The organism is Tepidisphaeraceae bacterium (genome assembly GCA_035998445.1).
GTDB lineage: Bacteria > Planctomycetota > Phycisphaerae > Tepidisphaerales > Tepidisphaeraceae > DASYHQ01.
The window spans coordinates 78,593-98,196 of the sequence record DASYHQ010000026.1 but is presented as its reverse complement, the minus strand read 5'-3'; the positions used below and the strand labels follow the sequence as shown (position 1 = coordinate 98,196).

The following is a 19,604-nucleotide window of genomic DNA, read 5'->3' as shown; positions in this document are numbered from 1 at the left end:
TACGGGTCAGGCACCACTCATCACGGATCAGAACGGAATATCGTCGTCCTTAAATTGCTGTTCGTCGCCGTACGGTTGCTCGGCGGGCGCTGCCTGCCGTGGCGCGGGGCGCTGCGGCGGGCGATTGGGGGCCGGGCGCGATTGCGAGCGTTGCGGCGGGGCGCTGTCTTCAAAGTCGCCGGGACCGGCGCCTTGATCGTAGCTGCCACCACCACCACCACCACCGCCTCCACCGTCACGGCCACCCACGAATTGAAAGCCATCGAGGGTAACGGTGAGCTTGTGACGCTTACCGCCACCTTGCTTGTCGTCCCAGGTTTCATACTTCAAGCGGCCTTCGATGAAGATCGGCTTGCCCTTGGTGAAGTACTGGTTGATCAGCTCGGCCTGTTTGCCCCAGGCGGTGATATCGATGAACGCGACATCCTCGCGCTTCTCGCCGCTCTTGGTGGTGAACTTCTCGTTCACCGCAATGCCGAAGTCCGCCACCGCCATCTGCGACGGCGTGTAGCGCAGCTGCGGATCGCGGGTCAGGTTGCCCATGAGGAGGACTTTGTTGTAACTGGCCATGTTTTCGCCTCCGGCGGATTGCCGATTTTCGATTGCCCATTTGCGATTGGAAAGCGCCGCCTTTGGACGATCACCTCTTCAATCGGCAATCGCAGATCGCAAATCGGCAATAAGTCCTTACTCTTTCCCTTCGGCGCCAACGCCGGCTTCCTCACGGCGCGGGCCGCGATCGCCACGGGGCGGGCGGTCGTTGAAGCTGGGGCGGTCCCAGCTGGGGCGCTCTTCGCGGGGCTGGATCGGCTGGGGCTCGACGGCTTCCATTTCCTGCTGGTTCAGGTGGTCGGCGTCGGTCACCATCACGCGGAGGATGTCCTCGCTCAGCTTCACGTCGCGCTCGATGCCGGTGATGGCGCTGGGGGCGGCGGTGAAGTAGGCGATGATGTACGTGCCGCGCTTCTGGCGGTTGATCTCGTACATCAGCTTGCGCTCGTCCCACTTCTTCAGGACCATCGGGCTGGCCGCGTTGCGCTCCAGGACCGCGCGGACGAGCTTGATGCCGCCCTCGTTCTCGCTGTTGGCGGCGGGACCGACCAGGAACATACCTTCGTACTGACGGGGTGCATTGTTGGGCATAATTCTAACTCCCTAGCATGGGTTTTGGTCGGTTGGGGCCGACCGCTAGTAAACCGAAACGTGAAACATGAAGACATCAGACATGAAGGCCACGCGGCGCTTCATCGGTTCATGATTCATGTCGTCATGTTTCACTTGTCTTCACTGCCGGCGTTGAACCTGTTCATCGCCGGTTCAATTCCTTTTTCCATCCACACGATCGCGGCCTCGGCGGCGCGGTCGATCGTGGGGGTTAACGTCTTTCGCTGCTCGTCGGTGAACCGGCCGAGCACGTAATCCACCTGCGGGATCTGCGGCGGCCGGGGGTCGATCCCGATCCGCAGCCGGGCGTAGGCGTTCGTGCCCAGCGCCCGCTCGATGTCCTTCAGGCCGTTATGGCCACCCGAACTTCCAGACCCGCGAAGCCGCAAGCGACCGACGGGCAAGGCGATGTCGTCCAGCACCACCAGCACGTCGGCGGGCGTGCACTGGTAGAACGCCATGGCCGCCTGTACGGAGCGACCGCTGAGGTTCATGTACGTCGCCGGCTTCAGCAGCAGCGCCTTGCCACCGGCCGCCGGCCCGTCAATCGCCAGGCCCTCGAACTTCGACCGGGCCTGCCGATCGAAGTCGGCGTCCTTGCTCGTCCAGCCAAGGCTCGTCGCCAGCCGATCGATCAGTTCGAACCCGACGTTGTGCCGGGTGCCGACGTAATCGCGTCCGGGATTGCCTAGGCCGACGACTAGCTTCATGGGATTGCCGATTTTCGATTGCCAATTTGCGATTGGATGAGAAGCGATGGTTACCCAACCGCAAATCGGCAATCGAAAATCGGCAATCTACGATCCTTACTTGGCCTCTTCCGCATCGGCGTCGCCATCTTCCTTGGCCTTGCCGATGACTTCCGGCTCGGCGGCATCGGCCTCGGCGGCGTCCTCGGAGTCGGTGATCTCCTTCAGCTGCACGACGATCTGGTCCTCGTCGGCCAGGGCGACGACGCCCTGCGGAAGCTTCAGGTCCTTCACGTGGATCACGTCGTCGAGTTGCATGTCACCGACGCTGACCTTGATCACGTCGGGGATGTCGGTGACGAGGCACTCGATCTCGATCTCGTTCATGATCTGCTGGAGCACGCCGGTGTCGCTCTTGGGCTCGCCCTTGGTCTCGATGGAGACGGTCAGCGTGACCTTCTCGTCGAGCGAGACGCGGGCGAAGTCGACGTGGATCAGGTCGATGCCGAGGTGGTCGTACTGCACTTCCTTGATCAGGACCTTCTCGCTCTTGCCGTCGATCGCGATGTCGAACAGGTGCTGGCCGTGGTTGATGTGACCGGCGACCTCCTTCTTCGGCAGCGTGACGGGGAGGATCGCTTCCTTGTGCCCGTAGATGACGCCCGGCAGCTTGCCGGCGTCGCGCAGGCGCTTGTTCGCCCGCGAACCGAGGGCCGTGCGGGTTTCGGCCGATACTTGTGCGGTCTTGCTTGCCATGTCTTTACTCCAAGTTCCTTACGGTCCCTCTCCCGGTACTCCGGGAGAGGCTAGGTGAGGGTGATTTCGAACTGGCTGCTGACGCGTTGTGCCAGTTCTCGTCACCCTCACCCTAACCCTCTCCCGGGGTACCGGGAGAGGGGATAAAACATTACCTTGCCCCATCCTTGTGGGCGCCCTTGAACAGCGCGCTCACCGATTCGTTGTGGTGAATGCGGTGGATCGCCTCGCCGAGCAGGCCGGATACGTCCAGCACGTCCATGCGGTCCTTAATGCCGTCGCAGCGGTCGAGGATCGGGATCGTGTTGGTGACGGCGATCTTCGTGAAGTCGCACTTTTCCAAGCGTTCCAGCGCCGGCCCGGCGAACACGCCGTGCGTCGCGGCGATGTAGACGTCGAGCGCGCCGTTGTCCTTCAGGATCTCGACAGCCTTGGTCACCGTGCCGGCGGTGGTGATCATGTCGTCGACGATCAGGCAGTTCTTGCCGCGCACGTCACCGATGATGTGCTTGGCCTCGGTCTGCGTGCCGCTCTTGCGACGCTTGTCGATGATGCAGATCTCGCCACCCATCATGTTGGCGTAGACCTGCGCCCGCTTTACGTTGCCCACGTCCGGCGACACGAACACCCAATTGTCGAGCTTCAGGCTTTTGAACCACTTGCTCAGCACCGGCCCGGCGTTCAGGTGATCGACCGGGATGTCGAAGAACCCCTGCACCTGGGCGGCGTGCAAATCGATGCTGACCACGCGATCGGCGCCGGCCCGCTCGATCAGGTTTGCGACCAGCTTGGCGGTGATCGGCGTGCGGCCTTCGTCCTTGCGGTCTTGGCGGGCATACCCGAAGTAGGGCATGACGGCCGTCACACGGTGGGCGCTGGCGCGCTTCAGCGTGTCGATCCAGATGAACAGCTCCATCAGGTTGCCGTTCACCGGCTGACACGTCGGCTGGATGATGTAGCAATCGCGCCCGCGAACGTCCTCGTTCACCTTGACGATGCACTCACCGTCCGGGAACAACTCGGTCTGCCCGCGACCCACCGGCAGCGACAGGTACGCGCAGATCTTCTCCGCCAAATCGCGATTGGCGCGACCGGTGAAGATGCGAAGTTGGTCCGAGTCGATCTTTGGCATTTTCCATTGCGGATTACGGAGTTCGGATTGCGGATGGGAAGGAAACGCTTTCGGTTTTCCAATCCGCACTCCGAACTCCGCAATTCCTCTAGCTTCCCGCCACTCCCGTCCCGCTGCTCGACACGTTGCCTGCCACCGTCGTTCCCTCGCGCACCACGCTGCTGCGGGGCACGCAGGCGAACGGGCCGATGATGCAGTTGCGGCCAATGCTGGTGTCGGAGCCGATCACGGAGAACGGCTGAATGACCGTGTCCTGGCCGATGGTGACGTCGGCTTCAATGTACGTGTTGATCGGGCTGACGATCGTGACGCCCGCTTCGCGCAGGCCGCGCTGGATGCGCTCCTGCATGATCGCGTCGACCTCGGCCTGCTGCGACCGCGTGTTGACCGACAGCACGTCCTCGGCCGTCACCGCCTGCACCGCGGTCACGCGCTTGCCTTCGCTGCGCAGGATCGCGTAGATGTCGGTCAGGTAATACTCGCGCTTCGAGTTCTCGTTCTTCAGCAGCGACAGGGCGTGCATGAGTTCGGCCGTCTTCACGCAATAGTAACTCGGGAAGACCTCGCGAATCGCCAGCTGCTCGGGCGTGCCGTCACCTTGCTCGACGATCTCGACAAACTCGCCGTCGCCGTCGCGAATGATCCGGCCATAGCCGGTCGGGTCGTCCAACACCGCGGTCGCCATGCTGGCGGCGGCCTTTTCTTCCTGGTGGGCGTTCAGCAACGTCTGCAGCACCTGCCCGCGAATGAGCGGCCCATCACCGGCGAGGATGAAGACGTCGCCGGGGCTCTTTTCCAGTTCCCGGCTGCACATGCGGGCGGCGTGACCGGTGCCGAGCTGCTCGGTCTGTTCGACCCAGGTAATGCGCGAATCGTGCCCGAAGGCCGCCACGACTTCTTCTTTACCGTGGCCCACGACCACTACGACGCGCGTGCAACCGGCGTCGTAGCAGGCCTGCAGCACGTAGTGCAGCATCGGCTTGCCGCACACCTCGTGCAACGGCTTCGGCCGGGCCGACTTCATCCGTGTCGACTTGCCCGCGGCGAGGATGATGGCTGTGGTGCTCATGATTCAGTGGGCGGTGGTCAGTCGATAGCGGGCAGATCAGAAGGGGAGCGACGGCGTTTAACTGCCCACGACCCACTGACCACCTTATCCGGTACAGCTACCCCGCATGGATTCGAACCATGACAAAGTGGACCAAAACCACTTGTGCTACCGTTACACTACGGGGTAATCGCACGAGCAGCTCAAACGCTCGCGACACGAGGCGAAGGGATACGCAACTATAGGCGTGACCGTTCGCGGCGACGAACATTCCCGGAGGCACGAGTCGGTTTAAACCGCGTCGAAGCCAGCAGTTACGCTGGCTTCTTCCGACCCGGTATGTCTACCCACCCGGCCACGCGCCGGGTCTCTCGACAAACGCCCCATCAATGGGGAACGGGCTTATCGTACGAAATGAGGGAAAAGTGTCAACCGGGAAGGGGCCGGTGGCGCGTCCATCCCTCCAGTTTTCTCCATGTTTCATGTCGTCATGCTTCACTGAGACCCGTGAAACATGACGACATGAAACATGAAGAAGTGCTGATAAAACGTTACCGACTTCCAAAACCGCGCTCCCTCGCTACCATCCCCGCATCATGCCATTAACCGAACTTCCACATACGCCCGGATGTCTTGTGTGCGGGCCGGAAAACCCGCATGGGCTGCGGCTGCACCTGTACGTCGACGAGAACGCGGGCATCGTCCGCACCCGCTTTACACCGCAGAAGCACCACATCGGGTTCGACGGTGTCGTGCACGGCGGGGTGATCGCGACCGTCCTCGACGAAGCCATGGTCTGGGCCGCGACGTGGGAAGGCCGGCGGTTCTGCCTGTGCGGCGAGATGACAGTCCGCTTTCGGCGCAAGATCGCCATCGGTGAACACGTCGACGTCGAGGCCAGCGTCACCACCGGTCGAACCAAGCTGATCAAGACGATCGCGACGGTCTTCAGCTCCAGCGGTGAACTGCTCTGCGAGGCCACCGGCAAGTACGTGCCGCTCGAGGAAGTACGCCACCGCGCCGTCGTCGAAACCATGATCGCCGACCCCGCGACCGAGCGGGCGGCGCAGCGGTTGAAGGCGTAGCGGTCAATCCGCTCCGGTCCCTCTCCCGGTACCCCGGGAGAGGCTAGGTGAGGGTGATTTCGATCGTCCCGAATCGTTGGCAGTTCTATATCGCCTCTCCCATGCGTACATGGGAGAGGGGCCGGAGAAATCTCCTCGCCCCGCGCACACCTGCTCTACGGAGCCCCGCCATGCTCGACCGCGTCCTGGAAACGATCGAATCGCGCAAGCATCAAGCCGTGACGGCGTTGTCGGAGTTTCTGGCGATCCCGAGCGTCAGCGCGCAGCCGCAGCACAAGCCGGACATGGTGCGGTGCGCCACGTGGCTGGCCGACCAGTTGAAGTTTGCGGGCTTGGAAGTCTCGGTGATGGAGACCGGCGGGCACCCCGCAGTGGTCGCAAAAAACAAGCACATCCCCGGGCGGCCAACCGTGTTGCTATACGGGCACTACGACGTTCAACCGCCTGAGCCACTGAACCTGTGGACCACGCCGCCGTTCGAGCCGACCGTTCGCGACGGCGCGATCTACGCCCGCGGGAGCGCCGACGATAAGGGGCAGGTCTGGTGCCATGTGGAAGCGATCATGGCATGGCAGGCGCACGTGGGGCTGCCGGTGAACCTGACGGTGCTGATCGAGGGGGAAGAGGAGATCGGTTCCGATCACCTGGAGGCGTTCGTCAAGCACTACGCCGCCGACCTGAAGGCCGACGTCGTCGTCATCAGCGACACGAACCAGTTCGCCCGCGGCTTGCCGGCCATAACTTACGGGTTGCGCGGATTGGTGTACGAAGAAGTCTTCCTCACCGGTCCCAGTCACGACCTGCACAGCGGCCTGTACGGTGGGGCGGTGCCGAACCCCGCCAACGTGCTGGGCGAGCTGATCGCATCGCTCCACGACGCCGACGGGCGGGTGAACATCCCGGGCTTTTATGATGATGTGGTCGACCTGACGCCCGCCGAGCGCGCCGAGTGGGCATCACTGCCGTTCGACGAAAAGCGCTTCGCGGACGCGTTGGAATTGGAATCGCTCTATGGCGAAACCGGTTACACCACGCTTGAACGCAAGTGGGCCCGCCCGACGTGCGACGTGAACGGCATTACCGCCGGCTATCAGGGGGCCGGCGCCAAGACCGTCATCGGCGCCAAGGCATCCGCGAAGATATCGATGCGGCTCGTCCCCAACCAGGACCCGGCCAAGATCCGGGCCGCCTTCGAGCAGGCGATGCGCGACCGCTGTCCGAAGAACGTGAAGATCGAGTTCGCCAACTATGGCCTGGCTGGCCCGTTCCTCACCCCGCGCGAGGGTAAGGCGATGGCACTGGCCGCTGAGGCGGTCGAGGCCGGCTTCGGGGCTAAACCCGTCCTGATGCGCGAGGGCGGCAGCATCCCGGTCGTCGCGCTCTTCAAGCAGGTGCTCGGCATCGACACGCTGTTGATCGGCTTCGGCCTGGATGACGACCGCGTGCATTCCCCAAACGAGAAGTTCGATCTCGACGCCTTCCACAACGGCACCCGCACCGCAGCGGCGTTATACGAACGATTGGCCAATCTGTAGACAAGCACAAGGCACTTCACCGGACTGGCCGCTCTAGCGGCCAGTTTTCCCAAGTACTTCCCACAAATCCACACGCCCCACGCGTCCCCCAGCGCATAAAAAACACCCACCTGATTGCCCAGGTGGGTGTGCCGAGAGACTTGAGAGTCAGGTTGCGGGGATCAGCTCGCGACGGCGACGGCAATGCGGCGGACCTTCGTGGCCTTCATGCCCTTGGGGCCGGATTCGAATTCGTATTCGACCGATTCGTTTTCCGTGAGCGTGCGAAACCCTTCGCCCTCAATCACCGAATGGTGGACGAAGACGTCCTTGCCATCCTCGTTGGCGGCGATGAACCCGAAGCCCTTTTGATCGTTGAACCACTTGACCTTACCGGTGGCCATACAGCCACTCCTTTCGGACGATTGCGACGGAGTGAAACCCTCCGCGCGTGCTTTGCGGCGCGAACCGAGCGAGGGCACACCCTCGCACAACTGCCACCCGCGCCAGGGTCGACAGCTTACGTCGAGCTCAACCATACCACAGCTGAGGACAAAACCCCACAACTTCCTGCGCAAGTGTCAGGTCAGTAACAGCGGTTCTTTCCGCAGGTTATCCACATTAGGTGCCACCGTGGCCTTCATCTGTCCCTGCGAATCCGTGAAGGAGGCTTTATCACTACGACTTCTGCCACAAAACCACTTGACGCGGGAATGTCTGAAATTGATCTGTCGTAAGTGTATTTAAGGAAATGAATTATGGATCTGCCTAGAGTCGGTTTGGTGCCGTAGAGCTTTGGCGTCATATCCAGTGACCGCGTTTGCGGTCAAATAACCAATGTGACCTAAACAGGTTGATAACAATCAGGGCAGGTTCTCCACGAGTTATCCACATCGTTGGAGGTACTTGATTCTGACGGTCATCGGCCTGACGATGCCCGTTCTATTTGGGCGCAGAATGAACCTTCTTGAGACGACGAAACTTGTGAAGTCCTTCAACGGCCGGCGGGTCGTTGATGAGGTGAGCTTTGTCCTGCATCAACAAGAGATTGTGGGCATCTTGGGTCGCAATGGGGCCGGTAAGACCACCACATTCCGCATGATCCTCGGGATGGTCACCCCCGACAGTGGGGCGGTCGCGTTCGATGCCCACGACATAACGACGCTCCCCATGTACAAGCGGGCGCGGCAGGGGATCGGCTATCTGCCCCAAGAACGAAGCGATTTCCGCAGACTGACGGTTTGGCAAAACTTACAGGCGATCTTAGAGACGCTTCGCATTTCCAAAACGGAACGAAACAACCGGGCTGAGCAGTTGTTGTCACAGTACGGCTTGCTAAAACAACGGAACCAGGCGGCGTCTACGCTGAGCGGAGGTGAACGCCGCAAGATGGAGATCGCACGGGCGCTGGTCACCCAGCCCAAGCTCATCCTGCTCGATGAACCGTTCGCGGGCGTCGATCCGATCGCCGTCGAAGACCTTCAGCGGGAAGTGGTCCGCCTTAAGGTCGAGTTCGGGAAGAGCGTCCTCATCACCGACCACAACGTCGCGCAGACCCTGCGCGTTTGCGATCGGGCCCTCATCATCAATGACGGGCGCGTGTTTAAAGAAGGCACCCCGAAACAAATCATCAACGATCAAGACGTCCGAGCTGCCTACCTCGGGAACATCTTCCGGGGTGACGAGTTCGATTGAGCTTCATCAGCGCCGGCGTGCCCACTTCAAGTGGGCACGCCAATGGGTCTCGCACGTTCAATCCGATCGGTTCATCGTGCACTCGGACCAAGACGCGCCTAGGATCGATCATGTCTCGCTCTCCATACAACCGTCGTCGTATCGCACTGCTCGCGTTCGTCACCCTCATGACCGCAGGCCTTAGCACGTTGACCGTCGTTGCGCAGGACGACCACGCGGAGGCCAAGGAAGCCGCTCCCGCCTCGAGTTCGGCCACCGTCAGCCCTGAGGCTCAGAAGGTGTTGGACGCGATGGCGACCAGTTACGGGCAGCTTCAGGCGGCGCGGTTCAGCGGGACCGTATCCCTCGACGCCGACGTGAGCGGGCAGGTGCAGGCGCACTCGTCCGACTTCGAATCGAGCTTCGCCGCGCCCAGCCTGTTCCGCCATGAGGTGAAGGGGGAGGTTGTCGCGGGCAACACGGGGAAGGAGGCGTTCGTCTATCTGCCCAAGCGCAGCGTGTACGTCGCCAAACCGACCGAAGGCGGAAAGCAGTCGCGCGACGCGTTGCCCGAGGCCATGACCAACCTCCTGTCGCCGCAGAATCCCGCATTGCTGATGGCGGTCTCGAAGGAGCCCGTGACGGCGCTCGTGGAAGGGTACACCACCGTCGACACCGCCCCCGATGCCGACTTGGAGGGTCGGCCGTTCACTGTGCTATCGATGAAGAACGATACCGAGCATGCGTCGGTCTACGTGGATCCCGAGACGCACCAGATCCGTCGTGTGGTGACCGACCTTCGGCCGATGCTGGAGAAGCGCGGCGCCGATGCGGTGAAGAAGGCGCTTTACACCGTCGACTACAAGCAGGTGGCCGGGTCGCCCGATGACGCCAACCCTGAGCAGTTCGCCTGGACCGCCCCCGACGGCGCCCGCGACATCACCAATGCCATGCAGGAGCAGGGCGGCATGGGCGCCCCTGGCGCCGCTGCCCAGGCGATGGTCGGCAAGCCAGCGCCAGACTTCACGCTGCCCACCTTGGATGGTGGCACGGTGAAGATGAGCGAGTTGAAGGGCAACGTCGTCGTGCTCGACTTCTGGGCGACCTGGTGCGGCCCCTGTATCATCTCGCTGCCTCAGTTGAACGCGTACGCGGATGAATCGAACGGCAAGGCCGTGAAGGTGATCGCGCTGAACGTCGGTGAACCCAAGCAGCAGGTCGCGAAGGTCGTGGAGGACAAGAAGTGGAACGCGTTCACCGTCGCGTTGGACACGAACTCGACCGTGGCGGAGTCGTTCGGCGTGAACGCGTTCCCGACGCAGATGATCGTCGACAAAGAGGGGGTCGTGCGGAAGGTCCTGATCGGCGCGGGACAGGAGAACCATCACGCGCTGGAGCAGGCCGTCACGGAAATGCTGCGGTAGGGCATCGCAGTCGCGGTGCCGCATCGGTCTACCGGTCCTGTTTCACCCGGTCCACCGCGCGTAGCCACACCGCAGCCGATGGCACTTCGTTGAACAGCAGAACGCCGTCCGCCTCGGCGTCGAAGAGGCTTTGGTTAGCCGACTTCCGGCTGGGCTCGGATGACGACTGCACCCACGCAAAGTGCCGCAGGCCCGCGGCCCGCATGCGGGGCAGCCAGTCGGTGCCGACCCAGGTGGCGGCGCCCTGCCAAGTGCCGATGACGTGCGTGTTGTCGTTCAGCACCTTGCTAACCCCGGTCTGCTTCAACAGTTCCAGCATGCGCTCGCAACCGGCCTTTACCGATTCGGTCGTTTGCTGACCTTTCCAATCTACGTACAGCCAGCCACGCGAATCGTGACAGATGTCGATGTGATCGCTCTCGTATAATCTTTGGATCGTAGACACCGCGACACCCTCTAAGTCTGTGGGCGGCAGCTTATGCGCGTTTCCCCGTGCGCGCGAACGGTAAAATATGGCAGCGTGTCAGATTGAGCTTAAATAGCTGGGAGTGAAACTGAGGGTGTGGTCGAACCGAACAAGCGTGGGACCAGCGACCTAGCCAGCTAGAACAGCGGACGTATTCCTGTAACGGCTTGTCCTCCGGGTGCCACGGTTTGATACTCCAAGCCGTGCTGTAGTGTAGACGCAGCCAGCACGGCTTGGAGTACCAAACCGTGGCACCCAAACGCTACGGCAAGGTGCACCCTGCTCTAATGAGCACGTGACCGACAGCGACCGAACTCTCGTGGCAATCAGCAATTCCGGGCGGCGGGACTCGAACCCGCACGACCTTGCGATCAACGGATTTTCTTACGCACTTCGGCTTTCGCCGCCTCGCCCGAGGACGAGTTCGTGGTCTGGACTCTGCCTTCATCCGCGTGGGATGCGCCCCGTCGAGTCTCTACACGTTCCCCTTACGGGGCTTCGCTCGGCGTTGCCGCGTCGGCCAAAGCCGACAGGGGGTTCGCCGACTTTGAGGCGTTCTACTCCCGGCGTTGCCGCCGAGGCACTCAAATCCAATTAAGTCCGTAGCGTCTGCCATTCCGCCACGCCCGGTTGAACAGGGGCATCTTAGCGATTGGCGTGCTGTGCGGCCAGCGGGAAGGAAGATCGGAATAGCGTCCGACCGTGGCATAGGCGTCTCGCCCATGCACGTCATGATGCCAATCAACTGAATTAGTTGGTTGCAGTGCTGGCGAAGCGAATCTCCACCAAGTGAATCGTTTGTTCTCACTATATGCATGGGCGGGACGCCCATGCCACGGTAAAGCATCAACGATTCATTCGTCCATCAGCATCTCCGCGACCTTCAAATCCATCGCGGTGGTGATCTTCAGGTTTCGGTCTTCGCCGGGCACGAGGTAGACCGTCCCACCCGCCAGCTCGATCAACTGGACGTCATCGGTCACCTGCTCCAGCGGAATCGGACAGCGTTCGAACGCCGCCAGCAGGGCCGCCCGGCGGCAGATTTGCGGGGTTTGCATCGCCCACAACTGCTGCCGGGGCACCGTGCGTTCGACCCGCGCCGGCAACGGGCCGGTGGCCTGCTTGATCGTCAGATGCACCGGCAACGCCGGCGCCGCAGCCCCGTGCTCGCGGGCGGCGGTGAAGACGCGGTCGATCAAGTCAGCGCTTACCAACGGTCGGGCGGCGTCGTGAATCGCCACCCATTCCACGTCCGGCGGCACCAGGCGCAGCGCGCTCAGCACGCTGTGCGCCCGCGTCGCGCCGCCGGGCACCACCTGCACCTTCGCATGCACGGGTTCGAACGACCCATCCGGCAGCGACGCGAACGGCCCATCCACCCCTTGCGCCACGAGCACACTGCCCACGCTCGGGTGCCGCACGAACGACAGCACCGTGTGGATGATCACCGGCGTGCCGCGCAGTGTCGCCCGCAGCTTGTCGCTGCCGAACCGCGTCGATTTTCCCGCAGCGGGAAGGATGACGGTGAGGGAGGACATGCGAGTGGTCCCACAGAGTTCGGCGATCTGTTCAGACGCCCGCTACGCCGAAGGGAACGATTCCGACGCTACTTCGCCGCAGATGGCGCAGTCGTCGGCGCCGTCGCTGGCGTGAGCAGTTCGTCGATCTCCAGAATCTCCGTCACCGGCTTGCCAGACACGTTCGCGCCACTGGGGTCGATTCCTAGCAGCCAGCAGGCCGTCGCGAAGGTGTCCTCCGTGTCGATCTTGCGATCGCGGAAGTGCGTCAGGTCGATGTTCTTCGCGATGCCCGGCCCGACGGCGATCCACGGGATGTGCCGACTGCGCGCGTCGTTGGCGCCGTGACTGCGACCGGCGCCACCGTGGTCGGCCGACAGGATGAGCACGGTGCTGTCGGTCAGGCCCGCGTCCTCGATCGCCTTGATGACGAGCGCGAGCCGCGTGTCGGCGCGCTCGATCACCTCGACCTGCTTGGGCGTACCCCAGCCGTTCCCGTGACCGGCGCCATCCACCTCGCCGAAGTGAACAAACAGCACGCCGGGCTGCTTGGTGCGAATCAGCTCTGCAGCGGCCTCGGCCGATTCCTGATCGTTGTTCTTGTCATCGGTGGGGATCAGCGCCGAGTCGACCGCGCCAGCCTTGGCCAGCAGGCCAAACTTCACCTTGCTGGCGACCAGGGCGGTGCTGTACCCGGCTTCCTTGGCCTTCTCGAAGAGCGTCGGAACGGTCAATCCTTCCGGACCGGACCGGGCGTCATTCCACTTGACGCCGTGATGGTCGGGCGTGACGCCGGTGAGCATGCTGACGTGCGACGGCAGCGTGTTCGACATCTCGGTCGTGCGCGCCCAGAAGCTATAGCTGCCGCGCGCCAGCAACGACCGCAACGCCGGCATGTTAGCGCGCAGCGCGACGTCGGGCCGCAGGCCATCGATGCTGACGATGACCACATGCTCCACCGCCGGTACTGGCTTCTCGGCGGCGTAAACGGTAGGGACGAACAGGGCAATGGTCAGCAACAGCAGCGCAAGGAGGTTGGTTGGCATGTTACTATTTTACGTATTCTCCCCTATTTTCGGAAGCGCAAGGGCGTTTTATCCGATTGGAAGCCAGTGTTGCGCGTGGTGGGCCTGGCTGCGCAACGACCTGTCCCGCCATGTCTTTTCCGCAATTGTTGCGCCGCGGCTGCGCGGGTAGAATGAACGCATGCCGCCCGAAGAAGTGGGTCCCTCCAGAACGATCGCTGAAGTGGTGGAGGCCATCGGCCTTTATCCGGAGGACGCCTACCGCTTCGTGCAACTGGGTTTGGGCTTTACCGTCGATCGCATCCACGGGAAGGACCCCGACCCCAACACCTGCCGGCACATTAGCGGGCGCGAGCTGTCGGAAGGGCTGCGCGATTACGCGCTGGCGCAGTGGGGCATGCTGGCCCGCACGGTGCTGGTGCGATGGAACATCACCTCCACGCTCGACTTCGGCCGGATCGTATTCGCGCTGGTGGACAACGGCTTTATGCAGAAGACCGACGACGACACGATCGAGGACTTCCGCAACGTCTTCGACTTCCGCAGCGCCTTCGATGGTCACTACAAGATCGAGTGCAAGTAATGCCCGCCGCCGAACCCGCCCCGAATCCTGCCGCCGTTTACGGTCCACCGCTCAAGCCGCAGAAGGGCCTGGCGTTTGGTCTGCTTGGCGTCTTTGTCGTATGGGTGGCGGTGCTCTGGGTGGCCTACTTCACGACCGTTCGCTCGCATTCCCACGTCGAGCGCGCCGGGCCCGAAGGCGCCGTGCCTTCAACGGATTCGCTCATCGTGCCACGCTAGAACTCGTCTGGCCCGTCAGTCCTCTCATCGCATTTCATGTAGTCGCTGAAAGTCGCGCGGCGACAGCCCGTGCACCCGCCTGAAAGCGCGGGAAAAGTGAAATTGGTCCGCGAACCCCATGCGCTCGCCGATCTGCTTCACCAGCAGTGTTCGATCGCTCAGCAATTGGGCGGCGGCCGTCATCTTCAGCTGCATCAGGTAGTGGTAGGGCCCTTGGCGTTCGAATCGCTGAAACAGGCGGCACAGGTACGAGCCGTCCACATCACACGCTGCGGCCACCTGCCCCAGGTCAATAATGCTCAGGTAGTTCTCGTTGATGTACCGGCGGCACGCCTGGAACGTGCCGAACGCCTTGCTGCCGAGCGACCGCGCCGGAATGCGCGTCTCGAACGTGCGCAGCAGCAGTTGCTCCAGGATCAGTCCGCAGATCGCGGGGCTGCGCGGCCCGCGCCGCTGGGCGGTGGCAATCAGGTCGTCCAGCAAACGCATGATCGCCTCCGGCGCCGCGGTCTGAACCAGCGTGCCGGGCGACAGGCCGCACTCGTGCAGCAGCGCCGCGGCCCGCCGGCCGGTGAAGTCGACGAAGTATTTGACCAGTCGGTCCCGCGGATCGCTTGTGATCGTGTGCGGCACGTTCGGCCCGTACGTGAAGATGTCACCGGCGTTTAACGGATGCTCCGTGCCATCCAGCACGAGCGCGCCGCGGCCGCCGGCGACGAACTCGATGGAGTGGTAGCGGAAGGTGGCGCGCTCCACACGGTAGTCGGCCGCGCACCGCTCGTAACCGCCGCACACCACCGCCAACGCCTCGGTGCGCGACGGTTTGAGGTTGAGCGAGAACCGCCGGGCGTCGTCGATCTGCGACGAGAAGAACGCTGGCTCCGCATGCGTCACGATAGCTGGCGGAAAGTCAGTTTTGGGCATGAGTTGGCAACTTTAGCTATGGCTGGTGCGGGACGCAATCTGGGATAGTGTCGACCGTACAGACACAGCGAGAAAGAGGGTTTTGCCCATGAACACGTCCCAACTGCCGTCAACGCCACCCGACGCGATCGACCCCGCGCTCGTGCCGAGCCGAACGCTCTACACGGGCGCGAAGATTCCGGCAATTGGTTTAGGCACCTTTGGGTCTGACCACATCACCGCCGACACCGTCGCGGCCGCGGTGCTGGACGCGGCGATGCTGGGATACCGCCACTTCGACTGCGCGTCCGTCTACGGCAACGAACCGCAGATCGGTCAATCGATCCGCACGATGCTCGACCGCGGCATTCGGCGCGATGAACTATGGGTAACATCGAAGGTCTGGAACGACCGCCATCACGACGTGATCGGCTCGTGCCAGCAGTCGCTGCGCGACCTGCAGTTGGACTACCTCGATCTGTACCTCATCCACTGGCCGTTCCCCAACTTCCACCCGCCGCACTGCGACGTCACGGCCCGCAGCCCCGATGCCAAGCCGTACATCCACGATGCCTACATGAAGACCTGGCGGCAGATGGAACAACTCATCGACCGCGGCCTCGTGCGGCACATCGGCACGTCGAACATGACGATCCCGAAGCTAACCTTGCTGTTGCGCGATTGCCGCATCAAACCCGCCGCGAACGAGATGGAGCTGCACCCGCACTTCCAGCAGCCGGAACTGTTTGACTACGTGCAATCGAACGGCATCGTGCCGATCGGCTATTCCCCGATCGGTTCCCCCGCCCGGCCCGAGCGCGATCGCACGCCCGCCGATTCGGTGGACGTGGAAGACCCGACGATCGTCCGCATCGCGCAGCGTCTCGGTGTCCACCCCGCCGTGGTCTGCATCAAGTGGGCCGTGCAACGCGGGCAGGTGCCGATCCCGTTCTCCGTTACCCGCAGGAATTATCATGCGAACCTGCAGGCCACCGTGTCCGCGCCATTGACGGAACAGGACATGCAGGACCTCGCGAAGATTGACCGCAACTGCAGGTTGATCAAAGGCCAGGTCTTCCTGTGGAAGGAAGACCAGACGTGGGAAGACCTGTGGGACTTGAACGGCGTCATCACGCCGGCGTAGCGCGGGAACCCTGCCCCGCCCTCCGACGGCCGGTTCACTTTAGTGAGCCGGAGGGAAGACGCAGGGGGCCGACTGTGTGTCGATCAAAGTCAACCTCGGTAGAAGGCTTCGTTCAAAGGAATTTCCCATGCCAACCATGCAAGGCGTCATCCTCCCGGGCAACAGCACGGTGCGGTTCAAAGACTTCGACATCCCCGAGCCCGGTCACGGCCAAGTCCTGATTAAGACCAAGGCGAGCAGCATCTGTGGCAGCGACATCCGCGCCATCTACCGTGCCCACCTTGGCAAGGGCCCCGAAGGCTATCAGCCCGGCACCATCGCCGGCCATGAACCGTGCGGGCAGATCGAGAAGGTCGGACCCGGTTGCAAGCGATTCAAGCCCGGCGACCGCGTCGTGGTCTATCACATCAACGGTTGCGGCGTCTGCGAGGACTGCCGGCACGGGTACATGATCAGCTGTCACAGCGAACAACGCGCCGCCTACGGCTGGCAGCGCAACGGTGGACACGCGCCCTACCTGCTGGCCGAGGAAGTGGTCTGCGTGAAACTGCCCGACAGCCAGTCCTACGTTGACGGCGCCCTGTGCGCCTGCGGCACCGCCACGGCGTACGAAGCGTTAACCCGCATGAAGCTCGGTGGGAATGACCGCCTGCTCATCACCGGCCTTGGGCCCGTGGGACTGGCCGCGGCGCAGCTGGGAAAGGCGATGGGGGCCAGGCCGATCATCGGCATCGACATCTCACCCGCCAGGCGGAAGCTGGCCGAAGATTTGGGCCTGTGCGACTACACGTTCAACGCCGACGACGCGGCTTTGCGGCAGATCCTCGACGCCACCGCCGGCCGCGGGTGCGAGGTCAGCATCGATTGCAGCGGCGCGCCGTCGGCCCGCCTGCTGGCCTTGCAGGGCACGCGCCAGTGGGGCCGCTGCGGGTTTGTGGGCGAGGGAAACACGGTCACCTTCGACGTGTCGCAGCTGCTGATTCACCAGCAGATCACGCTGTACGGCTCGTGGGTGACGTCGCTGAAGCACATGGAGGACCTCGTCGAACACCTCGACCGCTGGGGCGTGCACCCCGAAGCCACCTGCACCGATCGCCTGCCGCTGACCGAGGCCGCCAAGGCGTACGATTTGGCGGACAAGGGACAGACGGGGAAGGTCTGCATTGTGTTCGATTGATGGGGCGAAGGGATTGGACCGCCACGGATGCAAGGAACGCCAGGCACGAAGGATGGACTCTTCGGTCCCTCTCCCGGTACTCCGGGAGAGGCCAGGTGAGGGTGATTTCGTTCTTACGAACAACGTCAGCAGGTCAAAATCACCCTCACCCTAACCCTCTCCCGGAGTACCGGGAGAGGGGATCAGAAGCATTCTGCTCTTCCTTGGCGGTTCATCCCATCTTTCCGCATAATGCCGCCACTCACTGAAAGCGAAATCACATGATCCAAGGCAAGCTTATTCATCCCCAGATCCTCGCGGCGCTCGCTCGGGCGGGGCATGGCAGCAAGGTGCTCATCAGCGATGGCAACTACCCGCACTGGACCGCGCGCGGGCCTAACGCCGACGTCGTCTACCTGAACCTCACGCCCGGCGTGCCGGGCGTGGGCGACGTGCTGAAGGTGCTGACGACCGCCATCCCCGTCGAACACGCCGCCGTCATGGCGACGTTGAAGAGCGGACCGTACGCGCAGGACAAGGACCCGGAAATCTGGGCCGATTTCCGGCAGATCCTGACGCCGACCGGTTGCAAGGGCGACCTGACCCAGATCGAGCGCTTCGCGTTCTACGAGGCCGCCGGCGGGCCGGACGTCTGCCTGACTATCGCCACGGGCGAGCAGCGCATCTACGCGAACCTCCTGCTGACGATCGGCGTGGTGCAGTAGCATCGGGCACAGGCCCGCCGCGCCGAGAGGGGGTTGCGGACGACTTACGCCGTACTACGCGATCCGGGTGCCACGGGTGGTACGCCACCCGTGTCCCTCCGATGGCAGGCACGGGTGGCGTACCACCCATGGCACCCAAACCTGCGGTAGACGACCTATAGTCCACAACGCTGTTTGAGTTGGAGCACTCCCATGGAAACGCCACGCGATCAGATACTGGCAATGCTGCTGCCCGGCGCGATCGCGCTGTTGCTGTTCGCGATCGCCTGGCGGCCGTGGCGACGCAACGACCCCGTGCAGCGTGGTCATTGGGCGGCGCCGATCGCGTTCGGCCTGAGTGCCGCAATCGTGATGGCGGGGCTTCAGCGCTACTGGCTGCTGCCGGGCGTGGACGCGGGCGACGCGATCGCGTTCCCACCCGTGCCGCCGGTGAACCGGATGCTGTGGCTGATGCTGCTGGCGCTGCCACTGGGATTGGTGGGGTTGATCGACGCGCTCGTTTGGCCCAGCCGTTGGTGGATGCGCGGGCCTCTGGCGCTGTTGGTGTTGGTGGGCTTTTTTCGGTTGCTGCTATCTCGGCTGGAGTGGGGCGACGCCGTGCTGTGTGCCGGCATCACGTGGGGCGTGTGGGCATTGCTGGAACCACTGGCGATGCGGCTGCGGAACGTCGTGGTGCCGGTGACGATTTGGGTGGCCGCGGTGGCGACGTCGATGATGTTGATTCATGGCACGTCCCCGGTGCTCGGCAAGACCGCCGGCGCGATCGCCTCGGTCGCCGGGGCGGCGGCGGTCTTCGCGATCATCGGGCGGGGCAATGTTTCGCTTGCGCGTGGCGGGGCATTCGTGGCACTGGCATTGCTGGGCGGCATTCTGGCATGGGGCCATTTCTATGCCGACGTCCGCGTGGTGACCGCCCCACGCGCCATCGCGGCCGTGGCACTGCCGCTGTTGGGCTGGACGTTCTACGCGCCGTTCATCCGCAAATGGCGACCGGCATGGCGCATTGGGGCCACGCTCGCGATCCTCTTCATCGCCGCCGGCATCGTCGCGGGCCCAGCGGTGATGGGGGTGGTCGAACTGGTGCGCAGCCAAGCGACGGGACCCACGCCAGGTGGCTATCCCGCGTACGGTTACTAGCCCAGGGGGCACCTTGCCGTAGCGTTTGGGTGCCACGGTTTGGTACTCCAAGCCGTGCTGGGTAGACGCAGCCGACACGGCTTGGAGTACCAAACCGTGGCACCCAGAGGACAAGCCGCTACGAGGAGTACGCCCGTTGCTCTAGGAACGTGTATCACCACTTCACACGCCGCGGCGCGACGGTCGTTGCGCGCTTTGCGCGTCAATCGCGCAGCGCGGGCGTAGAGATGGATAGCATGTTCTT

General features: G+C 63.2%; 21 protein-coding genes. 10 read left to right on the top strand and 11 right to left on the bottom strand.

From position 1 onward, the window contains the following. Positions 1-27: 27 nt before the first annotated feature. From ssb to VGN72_11340, 6 genes are all read right to left on the bottom strand, one after another. On the bottom strand, positions 28-570 hold the full coding sequence (gene ssb / locus VGN72_11365) for a single-stranded DNA-binding protein (GenBank protein HEV7299954.1): 543 nt from the start codon (positions 568-570) through the stop codon (positions 28-30). A 117-nt stretch (positions 571-687) separates the two neighbouring features. Continuing rightward, on the bottom strand, positions 688-1,143 hold the full coding sequence (gene rpsF, locus VGN72_11360; protein ID HEV7299953.1) for a 30S ribosomal protein S6: 456 nt from the start codon (positions 1,141-1,143) through the stop codon (positions 688-690). A gap of 131 nt (positions 1,144-1,274) precedes the next feature. Beyond that, a complete protein-coding gene (gene pth / locus VGN72_11355; protein ID HEV7299952.1) occupies positions 1,275-1,874 on the bottom strand; it encodes an aminoacyl-tRNA hydrolase in 600 nt (199 codons plus the stop codon). A 96-nt stretch (positions 1,875-1,970) separates the two neighbouring features. After that, complete coding sequence (locus VGN72_11350) at positions 1,971-2,609, bottom strand: 50S ribosomal protein L25 (GenBank protein HEV7299951.1); 639 nt, start codon at positions 2,607-2,609, stop codon at positions 1,971-1,973. A gap of 151 nt (positions 2,610-2,760) precedes the next feature. Further along, complete coding sequence (locus VGN72_11345) at positions 2,761-3,741, bottom strand: ribose-phosphate pyrophosphokinase (GenBank protein HEV7299950.1); 981 nt, start codon at positions 3,739-3,741, stop codon at positions 2,761-2,763. An 88-nt stretch (positions 3,742-3,829) separates the two neighbouring features. Beyond that, positions 3,830-4,810, bottom strand: a complete 981-nt coding sequence (locus VGN72_11340; protein HEV7299949.1) for an NTP transferase domain-containing protein — start codon at positions 4,808-4,810, stop codon at positions 3,830-3,832. 575 nt (positions 4,811-5,385) lie between these two features. Here VGN72_11340 and VGN72_11335 point away from each other — a divergent pair. Then, the gene (locus tag VGN72_11335) at positions 5,386-5,874 is read left to right on the top strand and encodes a PaaI family thioesterase (GenBank protein ID HEV7299948.1); all 489 of its coding nucleotides are present in this window, start codon (positions 5,386-5,388) and stop codon (positions 5,872-5,874) included. 170 nt (positions 5,875-6,044) lie between these two features. Further along, the gene (locus VGN72_11330; protein ID HEV7299947.1) at positions 6,045-7,409 is read left to right on the top strand and encodes a dipeptidase; all 1,365 of its coding nucleotides are present in this window, start codon (positions 6,045-6,047) and stop codon (positions 7,407-7,409) included. Positions 7,410-7,570: 161 nt separating this feature from the next. On the opposite strand, the gene VGN72_11325 is transcribed toward VGN72_11330, so the two are convergent. Beyond that, positions 7,571-7,792 carry a cold-shock protein gene (locus VGN72_11325; GenBank protein ID HEV7299946.1) on the bottom strand — a complete coding sequence of 74 codons (222 nt, stop codon included), beginning with the start codon at positions 7,790-7,792 and terminating at the stop codon, positions 7,571-7,573. A gap of 502 nt (positions 7,793-8,294) precedes the next feature. Here VGN72_11325 and lptB point away from each other — a divergent pair. Next, complete coding sequence (lptB, locus tag VGN72_11320; GenBank protein ID HEV7299945.1) at positions 8,295-9,083, top strand: LPS export ABC transporter ATP-binding protein; 789 nt, start codon at positions 8,295-8,297, stop codon at positions 9,081-9,083. 110 nt (positions 9,084-9,193) lie between these two features. Further along, the gene (locus tag VGN72_11315) at positions 9,194-10,486 is read left to right on the top strand and encodes a TlpA disulfide reductase family protein (protein HEV7299944.1); all 1,293 of its coding nucleotides are present in this window, start codon (positions 9,194-9,196) and stop codon (positions 10,484-10,486) included. Between the two features lie 28 nt (positions 10,487-10,514). Here VGN72_11315 and VGN72_11310 read toward each other — a convergent pair whose 3' ends face one another. The 3 genes from VGN72_11310 to VGN72_11300 all read right to left on the bottom strand — a co-directional run bounded on the left by VGN72_11310 (position 10,515) and on the right by VGN72_11300 (position 13,515). Continuing rightward, the gene (locus VGN72_11310) at positions 10,515-10,931 is read right to left on the bottom strand and encodes a hypothetical protein (protein HEV7299943.1); all 417 of its coding nucleotides are present in this window, start codon (positions 10,929-10,931) and stop codon (positions 10,515-10,517) included. An 875-nt stretch (positions 10,932-11,806) separates the two neighbouring features. After that, on the bottom strand, positions 11,807-12,490 hold the full coding sequence (ispD, locus tag VGN72_11305; protein ID HEV7299942.1) for a 2-C-methyl-D-erythritol 4-phosphate cytidylyltransferase: 684 nt from the start codon (positions 12,488-12,490) through the stop codon (positions 11,807-11,809). Between the two features lie 68 nt (positions 12,491-12,558). Further along, on the bottom strand, positions 12,559-13,515 hold the full coding sequence (locus tag VGN72_11300) for an ectonucleotide pyrophosphatase/phosphodiesterase (protein ID HEV7299941.1): 957 nt from the start codon (positions 13,513-13,515) through the stop codon (positions 12,559-12,561). 160 nt (positions 13,516-13,675) lie between these two features. On the opposite strand from VGN72_11300, the gene VGN72_11295 reads away from it, so the two are divergent. Then, positions 13,676-14,077: a Minf_1886 family protein gene (locus VGN72_11295; GenBank protein ID HEV7299940.1), complete on the top strand. Its 402-nt coding sequence runs from the start codon at positions 13,676-13,678 to the stop codon at positions 14,075-14,077. Then, positions 14,077-14,295 (top strand): hypothetical protein, encoded by a 219-nt coding sequence (locus VGN72_11290; protein HEV7299939.1) that lies wholly within the window; start codon positions 14,077-14,079, stop codon positions 14,293-14,295. Before VGN72_11295 ends, VGN72_11290 begins: the two co-directional genes overlap by 1 nt. 24 nt (positions 14,296-14,319) lie before the next feature. Here the strand turns inward: VGN72_11290 and VGN72_11285 are convergent, their stop codons facing one another. Further along, positions 14,320-15,219 carry an AraC family transcriptional regulator gene (locus tag VGN72_11285; GenBank protein ID HEV7299938.1) on the bottom strand — a complete coding sequence of 300 codons (900 nt, stop codon included), beginning with the start codon at positions 15,217-15,219 and terminating at the stop codon, positions 14,320-14,322. Between the two features lie 88 nt (positions 15,220-15,307). On the opposite strand from VGN72_11285, the gene VGN72_11280 reads away from it, so the two are divergent. From VGN72_11280 to VGN72_11265, 4 genes are all read left to right on the top strand, one after another. After that, positions 15,308-16,342, top strand: coding sequence for an aldo/keto reductase (locus VGN72_11280; protein HEV7299937.1), 1,035 nt, complete (start codon positions 15,308-15,310; stop codon positions 16,340-16,342). A 127-nt stretch (positions 16,343-16,469) separates the two neighbouring features. After that, positions 16,470-17,519, top strand: coding sequence for a zinc-binding dehydrogenase (locus VGN72_11275; GenBank protein HEV7299936.1), 1,050 nt, complete (start codon positions 16,470-16,472; stop codon positions 17,517-17,519). A 260-nt stretch (positions 17,520-17,779) separates the two neighbouring features. Continuing rightward, positions 17,780-18,223 (top strand): RbsD/FucU family protein, encoded by a 444-nt coding sequence (locus tag VGN72_11270; GenBank protein HEV7299935.1) that lies wholly within the window; start codon positions 17,780-17,782, stop codon positions 18,221-18,223. A gap of 192 nt (positions 18,224-18,415) precedes the next feature. After that, positions 18,416-19,360, top strand: coding sequence for a hypothetical protein (locus VGN72_11265; GenBank protein HEV7299934.1), 945 nt, complete (start codon positions 18,416-18,418; stop codon positions 19,358-19,360). Positions 19,361-19,604: the final 244 nt, after the last annotated feature.

What these genes read in the sequence shown, in the direction of transcription:
- ssb (HEV7299954.1), bottom strand. Translation starts at nt 570, where the DNA reads ATGGCCAGTTACAACAAAGTCCTCCTCATGGGCAACCTGACCCGCGAT.
- rpsF (HEV7299953.1), bottom strand. Translation starts at nt 1,143, where the DNA reads ATGCCCAACAATGCACCCCGTCAGTACGAAGGTATGTTCCTGGTCGGT.
- pth (HEV7299952.1), bottom strand. Translation starts at nt 1,874, where the DNA reads ATGAAGCTAGTCGTCGGCCTAGGCAATCCCGGACGCGATTACGTCGGC.
- VGN72_11350 (HEV7299951.1), bottom strand. Translation starts at nt 2,609, where the DNA reads ATGGCAAGCAAGACCGCACAAGTATCGGCCGAAACCCGCACGGCCCTC.
- VGN72_11345 (HEV7299950.1), bottom strand. Translation starts at nt 3,741, where the DNA reads ATGCCAAAGATCGACTCGGACCAACTTCGCATCTTCACCGGTCGCGCC.
- VGN72_11340 (HEV7299949.1), bottom strand. Translation starts at nt 4,810, where the DNA reads ATGAGCACCACAGCCATCATCCTCGCCGCGGGCAAGTCGACACGGATG.
- VGN72_11335 (HEV7299948.1), top strand. Translation starts at nt 5,386, where the DNA reads ATGCCATTAACCGAACTTCCACATACGCCCGGATGTCTTGTGTGCGGG.
- VGN72_11330 (HEV7299947.1), top strand. Translation starts at nt 6,045, where the DNA reads ATGCTCGACCGCGTCCTGGAAACGATCGAATCGCGCAAGCATCAAGCC.
- VGN72_11325 (HEV7299946.1), bottom strand. Translation starts at nt 7,792, where the DNA reads ATGGCCACCGGTAAGGTCAAGTGGTTCAACGATCAAAAGGGCTTCGGG.
- VGN72_11315 (HEV7299944.1), top strand. Translation starts at nt 9,194, where the DNA reads ATGTCTCGCTCTCCATACAACCGTCGTCGTATCGCACTGCTCGCGTTC.
- ispD (HEV7299942.1), bottom strand. Translation starts at nt 12,490, where the DNA reads ATGTCCTCCCTCACCGTCATCCTTCCCGCTGCGGGAAAATCGACGCGG.
- VGN72_11300 (HEV7299941.1), bottom strand. Translation starts at nt 13,515, where the DNA reads ATGCCAACCAACCTCCTTGCGCTGCTGTTGCTGACCATTGCCCTGTTC.
- VGN72_11295 (HEV7299940.1), top strand. Translation starts at nt 13,676, where the DNA reads ATGCCGCCCGAAGAAGTGGGTCCCTCCAGAACGATCGCTGAAGTGGTG.
- VGN72_11290 (HEV7299939.1), top strand. Translation starts at nt 14,077, where the DNA reads ATGCCCGCCGCCGAACCCGCCCCGAATCCTGCCGCCGTTTACGGTCCA.
- VGN72_11285 (HEV7299938.1), bottom strand. Translation starts at nt 15,219, where the DNA reads ATGCCCAAAACTGACTTTCCGCCAGCTATCGTGACGCATGCGGAGCCA.
- VGN72_11280 (HEV7299937.1), top strand. Translation starts at nt 15,308, where the DNA reads ATGAACACGTCCCAACTGCCGTCAACGCCACCCGACGCGATCGACCCC.
- VGN72_11275 (HEV7299936.1), top strand. Translation starts at nt 16,470, where the DNA reads ATGCCAACCATGCAAGGCGTCATCCTCCCGGGCAACAGCACGGTGCGG.
- VGN72_11270 (HEV7299935.1), top strand. Translation starts at nt 17,780, where the DNA reads ATGATCCAAGGCAAGCTTATTCATCCCCAGATCCTCGCGGCGCTCGCT.
- VGN72_11265 (HEV7299934.1), top strand. Translation starts at nt 18,416, where the DNA reads ATGGAAACGCCACGCGATCAGATACTGGCAATGCTGCTGCCCGGCGCG.